Annotated in this window: 15 protein-coding genes and 3 pseudogenes; 11 read left to right on the forward strand and 7 right to left on the reverse strand. The window is 74.1% G+C overall.

Annotated features, from left to right (window positions below; genetic code table 11):
* Window positions 1-25 precede the first annotated feature (25 nt).
* The 7 genes and pseudogenes from LGQ04_RS14410 to LGQ04_RS14430 all read left to right on the forward strand — a co-directional run bounded on the left by LGQ04_RS14410 (window position 26) and on the right by LGQ04_RS14430 (window position 6,338).
* Complete coding sequence (locus LGQ04_RS14410; protein WP_229244630.1) at window positions 26-259, forward strand: DUF3046 domain-containing protein; 234 nt, start codon at window positions 26-28, stop codon at window positions 257-259.
* A 53-nt stretch (window positions 260-312) separates the two neighbouring features.
* Window positions 313-2,526, forward strand: coding sequence for a phage holin family protein (locus LGQ04_RS14415; protein ID WP_229244631.1), 2,214 nt, complete (start codon window positions 313-315; stop codon window positions 2,524-2,526).
* Entirely contained in the window at window positions 2,523-3,317 is a 795-nt protein-coding gene (locus tag LGQ04_RS14420; RefSeq protein ID WP_229244632.1) for an MBL fold metallo-hydrolase, read from the forward strand. Before LGQ04_RS14415 ends, LGQ04_RS14420 begins: the two co-directional genes overlap by 4 nt.
* Before the next feature lie 217 nt (window positions 3,318-3,534).
* Window positions 3,535-4,350 (forward strand): annotated as a pseudogene (recA, locus tag LGQ04_RS17820) (recombinase RecA); the annotation flags it as partial.
* A 96-nt stretch (window positions 4,351-4,446) separates the two neighbouring features.
* A pseudogene (locus LGQ04_RS17915) lies at window positions 4,447-5,214 on the forward strand (LAGLIDADG endonuclease); the annotation flags it as partial.
* A gap of 27 nt (window positions 5,215-5,241) precedes the next feature.
* Window positions 5,242-5,745: pseudogene (locus LGQ04_RS17830) on the forward strand (recombinase RecA family protein); the annotation flags it as partial.
* Window positions 5,746-5,882: 137 nt separating this feature from the next.
* Window positions 5,883-6,338, forward strand: a complete 456-nt coding sequence (locus LGQ04_RS14430; RefSeq protein ID WP_229244634.1) for a regulatory protein RecX — start codon at window positions 5,883-5,885, stop codon at window positions 6,336-6,338.
* A 48-nt stretch (window positions 6,339-6,386) separates the two neighbouring features.
* On the opposite strand, the gene LGQ04_RS14435 is transcribed toward LGQ04_RS14430, so the two are convergent.
* The 4 genes from LGQ04_RS14435 to LGQ04_RS14450 all read right to left on the reverse strand — a co-directional run bounded on the left by LGQ04_RS14435 (window position 6,387) and on the right by LGQ04_RS14450 (window position 9,856).
* On the reverse strand, window positions 6,387-7,274 hold the full coding sequence (locus LGQ04_RS14435) for an amino acid ABC transporter permease (RefSeq protein WP_229244635.1): 888 nt from the start codon (window positions 7,272-7,274) through the stop codon (window positions 6,387-6,389).
* On the reverse strand, window positions 7,271-7,960 hold the full coding sequence (locus LGQ04_RS14440) for an amino acid ABC transporter permease (protein WP_229244636.1): 690 nt from the start codon (window positions 7,958-7,960) through the stop codon (window positions 7,271-7,273). The genes LGQ04_RS14435 and LGQ04_RS14440 overlap by 4 nt, the downstream gene beginning before the upstream one ends.
* A 107-nt stretch (window positions 7,961-8,067) precedes the next feature.
* The gene (locus LGQ04_RS14445; protein ID WP_229244637.1) at window positions 8,068-8,937 is read right to left on the reverse strand and encodes a glutamate ABC transporter substrate-binding protein; all 870 of its coding nucleotides are present in this window, start codon (window positions 8,935-8,937) and stop codon (window positions 8,068-8,070) included.
* A gap of 79 nt (window positions 8,938-9,016) precedes the next feature.
* Window positions 9,017-9,856, reverse strand: a complete 840-nt coding sequence (locus tag LGQ04_RS14450; protein WP_229244638.1) for an amino acid ABC transporter ATP-binding protein — start codon at window positions 9,854-9,856, stop codon at window positions 9,017-9,019.
* A gap of 101 nt (window positions 9,857-9,957) precedes the next feature.
* On the opposite strand from LGQ04_RS14450, the gene miaB reads away from it, so the two are divergent.
* Window positions 9,958-11,580, forward strand: a complete 1,623-nt coding sequence (gene miaB / locus LGQ04_RS14455; protein ID WP_229244639.1) for a tRNA (N6-isopentenyl adenosine(37)-C2)-methylthiotransferase MiaB — start codon at window positions 9,958-9,960, stop codon at window positions 11,578-11,580.
* Between the two features lie 81 nt (window positions 11,581-11,661).
* On the opposite strand, the gene LGQ04_RS14460 is transcribed toward miaB, so the two are convergent.
* Both LGQ04_RS14460 and LGQ04_RS14465 read right to left on the reverse strand, forming a co-directional pair.
* The gene (locus LGQ04_RS14460) at window positions 11,662-12,180 is read right to left on the reverse strand and encodes a type III secretion system chaperone family protein (protein ID WP_229244640.1); all 519 of its coding nucleotides are present in this window, start codon (window positions 12,178-12,180) and stop codon (window positions 11,662-11,664) included.
* The gene (locus LGQ04_RS14465; RefSeq protein ID WP_229244641.1) at window positions 12,177-12,743 is read right to left on the reverse strand and encodes a type III secretion system chaperone family protein; all 567 of its coding nucleotides are present in this window, start codon (window positions 12,741-12,743) and stop codon (window positions 12,177-12,179) included. Before LGQ04_RS14465 ends, LGQ04_RS14460 begins: the two co-directional genes overlap by 4 nt.
* Before the next feature lie 66 nt (window positions 12,744-12,809).
* Between LGQ04_RS14465 and LGQ04_RS14470 the strand changes: the two genes are divergently transcribed.
* The 3 genes from LGQ04_RS14470 to dapF are packed head-to-tail and all read left to right on the forward strand — an operon-like array spanning window position 12,810 to window position 15,407.
* Window positions 12,810-13,379, forward strand: coding sequence for a hypothetical protein (locus LGQ04_RS14470; RefSeq protein WP_229244642.1), 570 nt, complete (start codon window positions 12,810-12,812; stop codon window positions 13,377-13,379).
* A gap of 58 nt (window positions 13,380-13,437) precedes the next feature.
* Complete coding sequence (gene miaA / locus LGQ04_RS14475; RefSeq protein ID WP_229244737.1) at window positions 13,438-14,436, forward strand: tRNA (adenosine(37)-N6)-dimethylallyltransferase MiaA; 999 nt, start codon at window positions 13,438-13,440, stop codon at window positions 14,434-14,436.
* On the forward strand, window positions 14,433-15,407 hold the full coding sequence (gene dapF, locus LGQ04_RS14480; RefSeq protein WP_229244643.1) for a diaminopimelate epimerase: 975 nt from the start codon (window positions 14,433-14,435) through the stop codon (window positions 15,405-15,407). Before miaA ends, dapF begins: the two co-directional genes overlap by 4 nt.
* Before the next feature lie 4 nt (window positions 15,408-15,411).
* On the opposite strand, the gene LGQ04_RS14485 is transcribed toward dapF, so the two are convergent.
* Window positions 15,412-16,062, reverse strand: coding sequence for a class I SAM-dependent methyltransferase (locus LGQ04_RS14485; protein ID WP_229244644.1), 651 nt, complete (start codon window positions 16,060-16,062; stop codon window positions 15,412-15,414).
* Window positions 16,063-16,121: the final 59 nt, after the last annotated feature.

Below are 16,121 nucleotides of genomic sequence, written 5' to 3' on the forward strand. Positions count from 1 at the left end.
GCCCCGGACGTGGGAGGCTGGGGCCGTGCGCTACCGCGAGTTCTGGCAGCTGGTCGACGAGGTGTTCGGCGACGCCTACGGGCGCACGCTCGCCCGCGACCAGGTGCTCACCGCCCTCGGCGACCGGACCGCCGCGCAGGCGATCGACGACGGCGTCGAGCCGCGCGTCGTCTGGCACGCGCTCTGCGACGCCCTCGACGTCCCCGACGCGCGCCGCTGGGGGCACGACGAGCACCGCCAGGCACCACCCGCACGCTGAGCCGGCCCGGACCCCGCCGCGCACCCCGGCCCGACCGCGAGCATGATGGCCGCATGACGGACCCGGCGACACGGCGCGGCCGCCCGCCCCTCGTGACGGCCGCGGACGTCCGCGGCGCGCTGTGGTCCCTCGTGACGACCGCCGCCGGGCTCGGCGTCGCGATCGCCCTCGTCCCCGGCGTGGAGGCCTCCACCCCCTGGTCGGTCCTCCTCGCGGCGCTCGCGGTCGGGGTCGGCGACGTCGCCCTGCGCCCTGCCCTGCGCGGCGTCGCGCGCCGCGCCGGCGTGGTCGGCGCGCTGGTGTCCGGCCTGCTCGCCCAGGTGCTCGTCGTCGGGGCCGCGCTCACGCTCCTGCCCGGGTTCGGCACGCCGACGTGGGGCGCGGTGCTCGCGGTCCTCGTCGTCGCCGGGGTGCTCATGGCGGTCGGCCGCTGGGTGGTCGGCGCCCACGACCGCGAGTACGTGCTCGGCGACCTCGTGCGACGGGCCCGGCGCCGCGCCGGGGTCGACGCGCGGGGAGCCGACCGCACCGGCGGGGCCGCCCCCGAGCGCGGGCTGCTCGTCGTCATGCTCGACGGCGTGGCGCGCCCGACGCTCGACCACGCCCTCCAGGCCGGGCTCGCCCCGACCCTCGCGCGCTGGCTCGGCGACGGCAGCCACCGCCTCACCTCCTGGTGGGCGCGCGTGCCCGCCACGACGCCCGCGAGCACGATCGGGCTCCTGCACGGCTCGACCGAGCACGTCCCCGCGTTCCGGTGGTGGTCGCGGGACCTCGGGCGCCTCGTCGTGACCAACCGGCCCGCCGACGCCGCGCTCGTCGAGGAACGCACGCGCGACGGCGCCGGGCTCCTCGCCGACGGGGGCGCCGCCGTGTCGACGATGTTCTCCGGCGACGCGGCGACGACCCTGCTCGTCATGAGCCGCGCGTCGTCGGGACTGGGGCCCGGGCAGATGTTCGTCCGCTTCTTCGCGAGCCCGTTCGTCCTCGTGCGCGCCGTCGTCGTCACCGCCGCCGAGGTCGTCAAGGAGCTCTACCAGGGCTGGCAGCAGGCCGTGCGCCGTGTCGAGCCGCGCGTCTCGCGCCTCGGCTGGTACCCCGTCCTGCGGGCCGTGACGAACGTCGTCCTGCGCGACCTCAACACGACCCTCGTCGCCGAGCAGCTCGTGCGCGGCGTCCCCGTCGTGTGCGTCGACCTCGTCGACCACGACGAGATCGCCCACCACGCCGGGCCCCTGCGTCCGGAGTCGATGCGCGCGCTGGAAGGGCTCGACGGCGTGCTCGGCCTCTGGGAGCAGGTCGCCGCCCTCGCGCCGCGGCGCTACGAGATCGTCGTGGTCTCCGACCACGGGCAGTCGCTCGGTGCGACCTTCGAGCAGGTCGTGGGACGCTCCTTCCTCGCCGAGGTCCGCCGCCTCATGGCGCTCCCGGTGCCCGACGGCGCGGGCCCGCGGCCGGGTGCCGGTCCGGCGTCGGGCCCGGGGACGGGCCGACGCCGCGCGACCGCGCCCGACAGCGAGGCGTGGGGCCCGGCCAACACCGCCCTCAACGCGCTCCGGCCCGGCGACGGCGAGGCGGGCCGCATGATGGTCGGCCCGGACCGCACCGAGCGGCGGCCCGCGGCACCCGGCGCCGCGGAGCTGCCCGAGGTCGCCGTCGTCGGGTCCGGCAACCTCGGCATGGTGTGGTTCTGCCGCGAGCCGCGGCGCCTGCTCGGCACGGAGGTGGACGAGCGCTGGCCCGCGCTCGTCGCCGGGCTCGTCGCCAACCCCGCGGTCGGCGTCGTCGTCGCCCACGAGGACGACGGCGCGGGCGGCCGCACCGTCGTCGCGCGCGGCCCCGGCGGGACGCACGACCTCGTCACCGGCGCCGTCGACGGCGACGACCCCCTCGCGCCCTACGGCTCCCGGGCCGTCGCGGACCTCCTGCGCGTCGCCCGCCTCGACGACGCGGGCGACCTCGTCCTCGTCTCCCGCGTCGACGACATGGGCATGGTCCACGCGTTCGAAGGGCTCGTCGGGTCCCACGGCGGGCTCGGGGGCGCCCAGAACCACGCCGTCCTCGTCCACCCCACCACGCTCGCCGTCCCTGACGACGAGCTCGAGGACGTCGACGGCGAACGCCTCCTCGTCGGCGCGGAGGCCGTGCACCGCCGCCTCGTCTCCTGGCTCGTCGACCTCGACGTGCGCCCGCCCGCCCGCACCTCGACCCCGGTCGACGAGCACGCACCGACCACGAGCGACCCCGCGGACCGGGGCGCGCCCCGATGAGCCTCACCGTGACGTGGCTCGGGCACTCCACCGTCGTGCTCGACGCGACCGCACCCGGGGGACCGCCGACCCGCCTGGTGACCGACCCCCTGCTGCACCGCCACGCCGGTCTGCTGCGCCGCCGCGGCGACCGCCCCGCCGAGGTCTGGCGCGACGCCGACGCCGTCCTGCTCTCCCACCTCCACCACGACCACGCCGAGCTGCGCTCCCTCCGGCTGCTGAGCGGCACCCCCGTCCTCACCGCCCCCGCCAACGCCCGGTGGCTGCGCACCAAGGGGCTGCGCGGCGTCGGGCTCGACGACACGTGGCACGACGTCGGCGACCCGGACGCCGACGTCGCCGTCCGACTCGCCCCCGCCGTCCACGGGCACCGGCCCATGCCGCACCGGCCCAACGCCGCCACCGGGCACCTCGTGCGCGTCGGCCGCGCCCCGGGCGTCCGGGTCTGGGCCGTCGGCGACACCGAGCGATTCGGCGCGATGGCGCACCTCGCGGCGCTCGCGGGCGGCCCGGTCGACGTCGCGCTCGTCCCCGTCTCCGGGTGGGGTCCGCGCCTGTCCGGCGGGCACCTCGGGCCGGTCGAGGCGGCGCGCGCGTGCGCGGAGGTCGGCGTCCGCGTCGCGGTCCCCGTGCACTGGGGCACGCTCCACGCGCCGGGGGTGCGGAACCTCCCGCGGGGGTGGATGGACCACGCCGGGGCCGCGTTCGAGGCGGCGGCGCACCGCGAGGCGCCCGGGACGCGCGTGGTCGTCCTCGCGCCGGGGGAGTCCTGGTCCCTCGCGGACGCCTGAACCCCGCGGGTGCACCGGGAGGCGCGACACGCCCGGCGCCGCGGTTCCGGGTCGAACACCTGTTCGGCTAGAGTCGTCCACAGGTGACCGCGCGAGCGCGGGGAGCCGAGGACCGCGACGACGATCCACAGGCCGGACCAGGCGCCGACACGCGTGTCGGTGGCTACCCGTACTGTCGGGCACGACGAACAGACGACACGACGCGAAGGTGACCCACATGCCCGCACCTGCAGACCGCGAGAAGGCGCTGGAAGCCGCGCTCGCCCAGATCGACCGGAGCTTCGGCAAGGGCTCCGTCATGCGCCTCGGCGAGGAGGGCCGTGCTCCGGTCGACGTGATCCCCACCGGGTCCATCGCGCTCGACGTCGCGCTCGGTATCGGCGGGCTGCCCCGTGGCCGCGTCATCGAGGTCTACGGGCCGGAGTCCTCCGGCAAGACGACCGTCGCGCTCCACGCGGTCGCCAGCGCCCAGCGCGCCGGCGGCATCGCGGCGTTCATCGACGCCGAGCACGCGCTCGACCCGGAGTACGCGAAGAAGCTCGGCGTCGACACCGACGCGCTCCTCGTGTCCCAGCCGGACACGGGCGAGCAGGCGCTCGAGATCGCGGACATGCTCATCCGCTCCGGCGCGCTCGACATCATCGTCATCGACTCCGTCGCCGCGCTCGTGCCCAAGGCCGAGATCGAGGGCGAGATGGGCGACAGCCACGTCGGTCTCCAGGCCCGCCTCATGTCGCAGGCGCTGCGCAAGATCACCGGTGCGCTCAGCGCGTCGGGCACCACCGCGATCTTCATCAACCAGCTCCGCGAGAAGATCGGCGTCTTCTTCGGCTGCTTCCACTACTCGACGCGCGTCGTCCTCGCGGACGGCACGACCGAGAAGATCGGCAAGATCGTCAACCAGAAGATGCCGGTCGAGGTGATGTCCTACGACCCGGAGACGGGCGAGACCGTCCCGCGCAAGATCGTCAGCTGGTTCGACAACGGGCCGACGGACCGCTTCCTCCAGTTCACCGTCGAGAAGTCGGCGGGCAACGGGCGCGCGCAGTTCGCCGCGACCGAGAACCACCTCATCCGGACCCCGGGCGGGTGGCGCGAGGCAGGGGAGATCATCGCCGGGGACCGTGTCATGGTCGCCGAGCAGGTGCGGCTGTCTGACCAGCAGTGGCAGACCGTCCTCGGCGGGCTCATGGGGGACGGCCACCTCTCGCCCAACAGGCGCGGGCGTCGTGGCGTGCGGTACCGGATGGGCCACGGGCCGAAGCAGGTCGAGTACGTCGACTGGAAGGCGTCGATGCTCGGCAACGTCCCGCAGTCGCGCACGGTCCGCCCGAACGGGTCGGTGCTCGTGGACCTCACGCCGCTGCCCGAGCTCGCCGAGCTGCGCGAGGTCGTCTACTTCGGGGGCGGCAAGAAGCACCTCACGTGGGACTACCTCAAGGCCCTGACGCCGCTCGCGCTCGCCGTCTGGTACATGGACGACGCCTCGTTCCAGATCCGCTCGAAGGGCCTGCAGTCCCGGACCGAGGGCGGCAGCGGGCGCGCGGAGATCTGCGTCGACGCGATGAGCGAGGGGTCGCGCGAGCGGCTGGTGGAGTACCTGCGTGACACGCACGGCGTCGAGTCGCGACTGACCCTCCGCGGCGCGAAGCAGCAGAACGTCCTGCAGCTCACCACCGCGGGGACCGCGCGGTTCCAGGAGATCATCGCGCCGTTCGTCCACCCGTCGATGGAGTACAAGCTCCTCCCGCGCTTCCGCGGGCAGTTCGACGTCTCGCCCGAGTTCGTCGCGCCGCGGACCGTGCCGGTCCCGGCGCGCGTCCTCGACGTGCACGTCAAGCCCCCGACCCGTTCGACGCACCGCTTCGACATCGAGGTGGAGGGCAACCACAACTACTTCGTCGACGGTGTCATGGTGCACAACAGCCCCGAGACCACCACCGGTGGCAAGGCGTTGAAGTTCTACGCCTCGGTGCGTCTGGACATCCGCCGCATCGAGACCCTCAAGGAGGGCACGGACGCGGTCGGCAACCGCACGCGCGTGAAGATCGTCAAGAACAAGATGGCGCCGCCGTTCAAGCAGGCGGAGTTCGACATCCTGTACGGCGTGGGCATCTCCCGTGAGGGCGGTCTCATCGACATGGGCGTCGAGCACGGGTTCGTGCGCAAGTCCGGGTCGTGGTTCACCTACGGCGGTGACCAGCTCGGCCAGGGCAAGGAGAACGCCCGGTCGTTCCTGCGCGACAACCCGGACCTCGCGAACGAGCTGGAGAAGAAGATCAAGGAGAAGCTGGGCGTCGGGCCGCGGGTCGACGCGCCGGCCGACCCGGCCGCGGGTGCGGTCGTCGACCCGGTCGGCGGTCCCGCCGTCGCGGACAAGCCCGCGGTGAAGGCCCCGGCCGCCGCCAAGGGGAAGAAGCCGTTCTGACCGGCGACCACCGGGGGGACCGCGGGCGTCGTGCGGGGGGCACGGGCCCCGCACGACGCCCGCGTCCGTCGCTGCAGGAACGCATCGAGAACGGCGAGCTCACCGACGACGAGCTCGCCGAGCGGGCACGGGAGACGGTGCTGCGGATCCTCACCGCCGCCCCGAAGAGCCGGGCCGAGCTCGCGCAGTCGCTCGCCCGCAAGGGCTACCCCGAACACGTCGTCCTGCCCCTGCTCGACCGCTACGAGGAGGTCGGCCTCGTCGACGACACCCAGTACGCCGAGATGATCGTGCGCACCCGGCACGCCGAACGGGGCCTGTCACGTCGTGCGATCGCCGTCGAGCTGCGCCGCCGCGGGATCGACGACGAGACCTCCGCGTCGGCCCTCGACCAGGTCGACGACGACTCCGAGACCGAGGCCGCGCACGACCTCGCCCGCGCGCGCCTGCGGCGCACCGTCGGGCTGGACCGCGACGTGCGCGTCCGCCGGGCCGTCGGCGCGCTCGCGCGCAAGGGGTACGCCCCCGGAGTCGCGTTCGAGGTCGTCCAGCAGGAGCTCGACCGTGAGGACGCCGACACGCCCGACGCGTGAGCCGGAGCGAGCATGGCCCCTTTCCGGCGGCCGGAACCCTTCCGGCTCTCAGGCGGCAGCGGGTCCGGCGGTTCCGGCAGCGGTCGCCGCGGGGTTGCCGATCCCCGCGCCGGCTGTGGTGGTCCCCGACGTGCGGCCCTTGAGGAAGCGCGACAGCCACTGCGCGACGGTCGTGAGCAACCAGTTGATGACGATGAAGATCACCGCGGCCACCGTGAGCGTCTGCAGGTTGTTGCCGTTGCCGTTGCCGAAGATCTGCGCGGCGCGCAGCAGCTCGTTGTAGACGATGATCTGGCCGAGCGCGGTGTCCTTGAGCACGACGACGAGCTGCGACACCAGGGCGGGCAGCATCGCGATGAGGGCCTGCGGGAGCTGGATCGAGCGGAGGGTCTGCCCCCGCGTGAGGCCCACGGCGAGTCCCGCCTCGGACTGCCCGCGGGGCAGGTTCCCCACGCCTGACCGGACGAGCTCGGCGATGACGGCGCCGTTGTAGAGGATCAGCGCGATGACGACGGCGAGGAACGAGGGCTGGCTGACCTGGTTGAACCCGAGGAGGAGCCAGAAGAAGATCATGAGGAGCAGGACCGGCACGGCACGGAAGAACTCGACGACGGTCCCGCTGAGCCAACGCAGGACGCGTGAGTGCGACAGCCGGCCGATGCCGAGGAGCAGGCCGAGCGCGACGGCGCCGACGACGGCGAACGCGGCGGCACGGAGCGTGTTCTGCAGGCCGGGGAGGAAGTAGTTCTCCCACGCGTTCGCGGTGAACACGGGACCCCAGAGGTTCCACGAGAGCTGGCCCTTGCGGTCGAGCTCGAGGAGCACGAGGGCGGCGATGCCGAGCACGACGAGCGCACCGACGACGTTGCCGATCGCGATGGCCCGCCGGGCGCGCGGGCCGGGGGCGTCGAAGAGGACGGACTGCTGGGAGCTCATCGGCGCACCGCCAGACGGGTCGAGAGGGACGTGGTGAGCAGCCCGATCGGGATGACGAGGATGACGTAGCCGATCGCGAAGATGAAGAAGATGACGAAGATGTAGCTCGAGTTGAACTCGATCATCGTGCGCATGAGGCTCGACGTCTCGGTCGTCACGCTCGCCGCGGCTGCGACGGTCGAGTTCTTGAGCAGCGCGATGAGCGTGTTGCCGAGCGGCGCGATCGCGCCGCGGAACGCCTGCGGGAGGATGATGAGCCGCGCGGCGGGCAGGAACGACAGCCCGATCGCGCGCGCCGCCTCGGCCTGGCCGAGCGGCACGGTATTGACTCCCGACCGGATCGCCTCGCACACGAAGGCGGCGTGGTACACGGTGAGGCCGACGACGGCGAACCGGAAGAAGTTGGACGCGAAGTCCTCGGCGAGGCTGATCTGGAGCTGCGTCCAGATGCCGAGCACCATGACCGTCATGATCACCGTGAGCGGCGTGTTGCGGAGCACGTTGACGTACGCCGTGCCCGCCCACTGCAGGCTCGCGATGGGCGAGATGCGCATGAGGGCGAGGAGCGTCCCGAGCAGGAGCGAGAAGATCGCGGCCCAGAACGTGAGCTGGATGTTGACCCAGAAGGCGCCGACGACGTCGTACTGCGCGAACAGGTCGCCGATCTGGGACAGGTAGTCACCCACGGTGCGTCATCCTCCGGGTGGGTTCGGCGGCCTCGTCGGGACGGGGACCGCGTCGGGGACGGGCGAGGGGAGCGGCGCGCGGGCGCCGCCCCCCTCGCGTGTCCGGGTCAGGCGCAGGCGTCGACCGACGGCGGGTTCTCGCTCGAGTTCGGCGTGTACCCGGTGCCCTCGGTGTTGGCCGCGACGGCCTCCTCCCAGGAACCGTCCTCGATCATCTCCTCGATCGCGGCGTTGACGTCCTCGCAGATCTCGTTGTCCTGCGGGAGGCCCACGCCGTAGCGCTCGGTGGAGAACGGCGCGCCGACGACCTTGACCTTGCCCTGGTTCGCGGGCTGGGCCGCGAGACCGGCGAGGATGATGTCGTCGGTGGTGACGGCGTCGACCTGGCCCGCGGTGAGGGCGGTGACGCACTCGGCGTACCCGGGGCGCTCGAGGAGCTGGGCGCCCGCGGCGTACTCGTCCTTGATGCGCTGGGCCGACGTGGAGCCGGTCACCGAGCACAGGTTCTTGCCCTCGAGCGACTCGGGGCCGGTGATGTCGGTGTTGTCCTCGGCGACGAGGAGGTCCTGGCCGGCGACGAAGTACGGCCCGGCGAACGCGACCGTCTCCTTGCGCTCGTCGGTGATCGAGTAGGTCGCGAAGATCATGTCGACCTGGCCGGTCTGCAGGAGCGTCTCGCGCTGCGCGGACGGGGCCTCGACCCACTCGATCTGGTCGGCGGAGTAGCCGAGCTTCTCGGCGACGTAGGTCGCGACGTCGACGTCGAACCCCGTGTACTCGCTCCCGTCCTGGTACCCCAGCCCGGGCTGGTCGAACTTGATGCCGATGGTGATGCCGCCCTCGGCCCCACCGCCCTCGGTGGCCGTGTCGGTCCCGGTGTCCTCGCCGTCGCCGCCGACCTCGCCGCCGCCGCACGCGGCGAGCGTGAGAGCGGTGAGCGCTGCCAGGACGGTGGCACCTGCGTGTCGTGTGCGCATCGTTCCTACCCTTCGTGAGTGGTGGCCGCCCGCCCGAGGTGGTTCCTCGCGGGGCGCCCGGTATGGGGAGTGTCGGACGTCAGTGGGTGAGGATCTTCGACAGGAAGTCCTTCGCGCGCTCGCTCCTGGGCGCGGTGAAGAACTGCTCGGGGTGGGCCTCCTCGACGATCTGGCCGTCGGCCATGAAGACGACGCGGTTCGCGGCCTTGCGCGCGAACCCCATCTCGTGGGTGACGACGATCATCGTCATGCCCTCCTTGGCGAGCGCGACCATGACGTCGAGGACCTCGTTGATCATCTCCGGGTCGAGGGCCGAGGTCGGCTCGTCGAAGAGCATGACCTTGGGCCGCATCGCGAGGGCGCGCGCGATGGCGACGCGCTGCTGCTGCCCGCCGGAGAGCTGGGCGGGCATCTTGCCCGCCTGGTTCTTCACGCCGACCCGGTCGAGCAGGGCGAGGGCGCGCTCCTTGGCGTCCTTCGACCTCTCGCGGCGCACCTTCACGGGGCCGAGCGTGACGTTCTCGAGGATCGTCTTGTGCGCGAAGAGGTTGAACGCCTGGAAGACCATCCCGACGTCCGACCGCAGCCGGGCGAGGGCCTTGCCCTCCTCGGGGAGCTGCTGGCCGTCGACGCGGATCTCGCCGGAGTCGATCGTCTCGAGGCGGTTGATCGCGCGGCACAGGGTCGACTTCCCGGAGCCGGACGGCCCGATGACCACGAGCACCTCGCCGCGGCGCACGGTGAGGTTGATGTCCTGCAGCACGTGCAGGTCGCCGAAGTGCTTGTTGACGTCGACGAGCTCGACGAGCGGCTCGCCCAGCGACGCGTCGTCGGGCGCGGGTGCGTCGTGGGCGTCGGGGGGCGTGCCGGCGTCCGACGGCACGACGCCGTCGGACGACGTGGGGGAGTCGTCGACCATTTTTCGAACATAGGGGGCATCTGTTGCGGGCGCCACCGAATCGCGCAACAGCCAGGCAACAGTTCAGTAACACCCGTGGCCGCGCCGTACCCTGGACGGTGATGTCCACGATCGCTCCCGCCCCGCTCCCCGCCGCCTCCCCGGACGGCGAGGCCCGCACGTACGTCGTGCGCACGCTCGGCTGCCAGATGAACGTCCACGACTCCGAGCACATGGCCGGGATGCTCGAGCAGGCCGGGTACACGCGCGCGAGCGCGGCCGACGAGGCCGCGAACCGCGCCGACGTCGTCGTGATCAACACGTGCGCGGTGCGCGAGAACGCGGCGACGCGCCTGTACGGCAACCTGGGTCAGCTCGCGTCGGTCAAGGCGCAGCGCCCCGGCATGCAGATCGCGGTCGGCGGGTGCCTGGCGCAGAAGGACCGCGGCACGATCGTCGACAAGGCGCCGTGGGTCGACGTGGTGTTCGGCACGCACAACCTCGACGCGCTGCCGGTCCTGCTGGAGCGGGCCCGGCACAACGAGGCGGCGCAGGTGGAGATCGCCGAGTCGTTGCAGGTCTTCCCGTCGACGCTGCCGACCAAGCGCGAGTCGGTCTACGCCGGCTGGGTGTCGATCAGCGTCGGGTGCAACAACACGTGCACGTTCTGCATCGTGCCGCACCTGCGCGGCAAGGAGCGCGACCGTCGTCCGGGCGAGGTCCTCGCGGAGGTGGGCGCGCTCGTCGACGCGGGCGCCATCGAGGTGACGCTGCTGGGCCAGAACGTCAACAGCTACGGCGTCGAGTTCGGCGACCGCGGCGCCTTCGCGAAGCTGCTGCGCGCGTGCGGCGGGATCGACGGGCTGGAGCGCGTGCGCTTCACCTCGCCGCACCCTGCCGCGTTCACCGACGACGTGATCGCCGCGATGGCCGAGACGCCGAACGTCATGCCCCAGCTCCACATGCCGCTGCAGTCCGGCTCCGACCGGGTGCTGCGGGCGATGCGCCGCTCGTACCGCTCCGAGCGGTTCCTCGGCATCCTCGACCGCGTGCGGGCCGTCATGCCCGACGCCGCGATCACCACCGACGTCATCGTGGGCTTCCCCGGCGAGACGGAGGAGGACTTCGCCGAGACCCTGCGGGTGGTCGAGGCCTCGCGCTTCTCCTCGGCGTTCATGTTCCAGTACTCGCCCCGCCCGGGGACGCCCGCGGCCACCATGGACGGCCAGCTGCCCAAGGAGGTCGTGCAGGAGCGCTTCGAGCGCCTCCAGGCGCTCCAGGACCGCGTCGCGGGCGAGGAGTCGGCGCGGCAGGTCGGCCGGACGGTCGACGTCCTCGTCGGCGAGGGCGCGGGCCGCAAGGACGGCGCGACCCACCGGCTCACCGGCCGCGCGCCGGACAACCGCCTCGTCCACCTCGCCCTGCCGTCCGGCGTGACGCCGGTGCCCGACGACGGCGGCGCGCCCGTGCGCGCCGGCGACCCCCGCCTGGCCGAGCAGCCCGACGCGCGCCTGCCGCGGCCGGGCGACGTCGTCACCGTGGAGGTCACGCGGTCGGCGCCGCACCACCTCATCGCCGACTCCGCGGCGTCGGGCGGGACCTTCGCCGTGCGGCGCACTCGCGCGGGCGACGCGTGGGTGCGGCGCGAGACCGCGCGCCTGGGCGGGGGCGACGACCACGGGCACGGCGGCGGGGCCCCGGCGGGCGGCCCGGTCGTCCTGGGCCTGCCGACGCTGCGCGCCTGACGCGGCCCACGTGACGCGGACGAACTGACGGACGGTCTGACGCGGACGGGCTGACGAGGACCTCGGGGACCTCGGGGACCGTCAGCCCGCGTCGTCGACCACGCCGGGCGGCAGCGTCGCTCCCACGGCGTGGAAGAGCTGCACGGCGGTCCCCAGGCCGCAGGAGACCGTCTGCGCGAGCTGCGCGTCGGTGACCCCGCGCTCGAAGTCGACCGACACCTCGGCGTAGACGGCGAGCCGCCCCGCCTCCTCGCGGACGTACACCTTCGGCCAGATGCGCTCGCGGTTCCAGTCGTTGACCGCCTGGAGCGTCGCGAGGCGCGCGTCCACCGGCAGGGTGGTGGACCAGCGGCCGCGCACCTGCAGCACCTCGGACCGGTCGCCGAGCAGGAGGAACCAGAAGCGGTGACCGTCCCACGTCCCGGTGATGTCCCCGTCGTCGTCCACGCGGAAGTGGTACCCGCGGCGCGTCAGGTGGTCGCCCACGCGGGACATCGTCAGGGTGCGCGGCAGCTCCGGCGGGGCCGGGGAGGCGTCCGCGGACTTGGGGCGGCGGTTGCCGAAGAGGCGGGCGAACCAGCCCGTGCGCGCCTCGCTCACGGTGCCTGCCTCGCCGGGTCCGGGTAGAACTCGTCGAGCGCGTCGAAGAACATCGAGCCGGTGCCCAGCCCGCACTGCAGGAGCTGGTCGAGCTGGTCGTCCGTCACGCCGTGCTCGAGGTCGACCGTCACCTCCGTGAACACCTGCACCATGCCGTTGTCGCGCACGCGCGTGTACGTCTTGGGCCAGATGCGGTCGGCGTTCCACTCGTTGCAGAACTCCAGCACCTCCTCGAGGCGCTCGATCGCGAGGTCGCGGTTCCACTGGCCGCGCACCTGGAGGATCTCGTCGTTGTTGCCGAAGAGCAGGAAGTAGAACAGCCGGCCGTGCCACAGCCCGCCGACGTCGCCGTCCGAGTCCACGAAGTAGCTGTAGCCGCTGTCCGTGATCCACTGGACGACGCGGTCGAGCGCGAGCGGCGCCGGGGCGCCCGTCGCGGTGGCGACCTGCCCGAGCTCGCGCGCGAGCACCTCCTCGACCTGCGACCGCAGGTCCTCGTCCGACGTCCCGCCGCCCGCCGCGTCGTCGCGCCGGTCGTCCTCTCGCTCCCCGAAGAACCTCACCGTCCCACCGTACTCGGGGCGCCCGGCCACGTCGTCCCGCGGCGCGTCGCTCGCTACGGTGTGGGCGTGCTCACCCGTGCCGTCGTGCTGCCCGCCACGCCCCTGCTCGTCCCGGGCGCCGCCGGGCGCGCCGACGTCCTCGTGGCGACGCGGCAGGACGTCCTCGCCGCGCTGCGCCCGCTCGTCGGTCACGACGTCGTGGTCCTCGCGGCGGGGTCGCACGGGGCCGGGGTGGTCCGCGGCGCACGGCGCGCGACCCTCGCGGCGGCGGGCGTCGCGGACGCGCGGCTCGGGGACGGGTGGCGCCCCGGCCCCGCCGACGCCGGGCAGGAGACCTCCGTCGCGGCGGGCACCGGCGCGTCCGTGGCGCTGCTCGCGCTCGCCGCCGCGGGGGTCGGCCGCCCCGCCGACCTCGTCGAGCTGGGCGGGGCCGTCCCGCCCGGCGAGGCCCGCGCCGTGGGGGACGCCCTGCGCACCGGTGACGCCGCCGTCGTCGTCGCCGCCGACCCGCGGTCGGCGCCCCTGGGCCACGCCGTCCGGGCCCTGGTCGACGCCGCGTGGTCGACCGACGAGGTCACCTCGCCGCACCCGGACGGCGGCCCGCCGTACGCCGTCGTGGTCCACCGCGCCGGGTAGCGTGCTGCGCGTGACGCACCCGCCCGCCGGACAGACCGCCCGACTGCCCGACCGTTCGCTGACCGTCGTCGCCGTCGTCGGACCGACCGCGACCGGCAAGTCCGACCTCGCGCTCGACCTCGCCGAGCGCCTCGGCACGCCCACGGCCCCCGCCGAGATCGTCAACGCCGACGCCTACCAGCTCTACCGCGGCATGGACGTGGGCACGGCGAAGGTCCCCGTGGGCGAGCGGCGCGGCGTCGTGCACCACCTGCTCGACGTGCTGGACCCCGCGCAGGACGCGTCCGTCGCGCGGTACCAGGAGGAGGCGCGCGCGGTCCTCGACGCGGTCGCCGCGCGCGGCGCGCGGGCCGTCGTCGTCGGCGGGTCCGGGCTCTACGTGCGCGCCCTCCTCGACGACATGCGCTTCCCGGGGACCGACCCGCAGGTCCGGGCCGCCCTGGAGGGGCGTGCCGAGCGCGAGGGCACGCGCGCCCTGCACGACGAGCTCGCCCGGCTCGACCCCGCCGCGGCCACGAGCATCGACCCCGCGAACACCCGCCGCGTCGTGCGTGCCCTGGAGGTCGTCGAGCTCACCGGGGAGCCGTTCAGCGCGAACCTGCCGCGCGAGGCGTACGTGCGCCCCACGGTGCAGATCGGGCTCGACTGCGACCGGGCGGTCCTCGACGCACGGGTCGAGAACCGGGTCGCCCGCATGTGGGAGCTCGGGCTCGTCGACGAGGTACGTCGTGTCGAGGCGGCCGGGATGGGCCGCACCGCGCGGCGCGCCGTCGGCTACGCGGAGGTCCTGGAGCACCTGCACGGCACGGCCACCGAGGAGGCGGCGCGCTCCGCCGTCACGGCGAACACGCGCCGTCTGGCCCGCAAGCAGATGGGCTGGTTCGGGCGGGACCCGCGCCTGCACTGGCTCGACGCGCAGTCGCCGACGCTGGTCGACGACGCGCTCGCGCACGTCGAGGCCGCGGACACCCGCCCGCCCGAGCCTCCCGCGCCCGACGGGCGCGACCCGGACGCGGCGGACACCACGGCCCGCGTGCGCCGTAGTCTGGGCTCATGACGCGCACCCGGTTCACCAAGGGTCACGGGACCCGCAACGACTTCGTGCTGCTCGCCGACACGAAGGGTGAGCTGGACCTCACGCCCGAGCTCGTCCGCGCCCTCGCGGACCGTCGCGGCGGCGTCGGCGGGGACGGCGTCATCCGCCTCGTCCCGACCGCTCTCGTCCCCGAGTCGCACGACGTGCTCGCGCAGGACCCGCACGCGATCTGGTTCATGGACTACCGCAACGCCGACGGCTCCGTCGCGGAGATGTGCGGCAACGGCGTCCGCGTCTTCGCGGCGTTCGCCGAGAGCCTCGGGCTCGTGAGCTTCGCCGGCGGCACCGAGGTCCCCGTCGGGACGCGCGCGGGCGTCAAGCGCGTGCGCAAGGAGGACGACGGCTGGTACGCCGTCGACATGAGCGCCTGGTACCTGCCGGGCGGGCGCGAGGCGCTGCGCGCCGGGTTCGACGCCACCGTCGTCGTGCGCGGGTGGGACGTCCCCCGGCCCGCGCTCGGCGTCGACCTCGGCAACCCGCACACGGTCCTCGCCCTGGCCCGCGAAGAGCTCCTCGAGGACGCCGACCTCACGGCCGCCCCCGTCGTCGAGCCGGTGCCGCCGCGCGGGACGAACGTCGAGCTCGTCGTACCGCTCGGCGAGACCGTCGAGCCCGACGGCACCCTCGTCGGACGCGTGCGCATGCGCGTCCACGAGCGAGGCGTCGGGGAGACCCCGTCGTGCGGGACCGGCGCCTGCGCCGCCGCGCTCGCCGTGCGCGTGTGGGGCGGCTCCGACGCCCCCGACACCTGGTACGTCGAGGTGCCCGGCGGCACCGTGCGCGTGCGCGCCCTCCCCGACGACCACGTCGAGCTCGCCGGGCCGGCAGAGCTGGTGCACTCCGGCGAGATCGACCTCGCGCGCCTCGTGCCCCCGGCGCCGGCGCCCGTCCCGCCGCCCCCCGCGGCGCAGGACGAGCCCGCCGCCGTCTGACGGATCAGGCCGACGGCGCCCCGACCGTCAGCACGCGGAAGCCCTTGGCGCTCGCGGCCCGCGAGACCTCGGCCCCCGGCAGCACCGGGGCCAGGTGCTCGACCAGCCACCGCTGCAGCGAGTCGGCACCGAGGTTGCGCTGCACCACGAGGTGCGCGACCGCGCCCGGCGCGAGGCGCGGCAGCCAGCGCAGCAGCATGCCGTGCAGCACCTCCTTGCCCACGCGGATCGGCGGGTTCGACCACAGCGCGGCGAACGCGACGTCGTCGGGCACCTCGTCCGGCGTCACGGCGCGCACCCCGGCGAGGCCGAGGCGGTCGGCGTTGCGCCGCACGAGGTCGAGCGCGCGCTCGTTGACGTCCACGGCCCACACGGTGGCACCGGGCGCCTCGAGCGCCATGGTGATCGCCACCGGGCCCCAGCCGCACCCGAGGTCCAGCAGGTGCGCGCCCGCCCCGTCGCCGGGCAGGACGTCGTCCAGCGCGGGGGTCGTCCGCAGCAGCACCTGCGTGCCGAGGTCGAGCCGGCCGGGGGAGAAGACGCCGCCCGCGACCTCCACCTCGACGTCGCGCCCCGCGAGGCGGACGGCGATCGTGCGCCGCTCGGACGCCGAGGCGGGCCGCGCGGTGAAGTAGTGGTCGTGCTCGTCGCTCACGAGGCGTGATCCTATGTCGCGGCGCCGGACCGTGGAATCCGTTGGCCGCGGGACGATTT

Origin of the sequence: Cellulosimicrobium marinum (assembly GCF_020551945.1) — a bacterium.
Classification (GTDB): domain Bacteria; phylum Actinomycetota; class Actinomycetes; order Actinomycetales; family Cellulomonadaceae; genus Cellulosimicrobium; species Cellulosimicrobium marinum.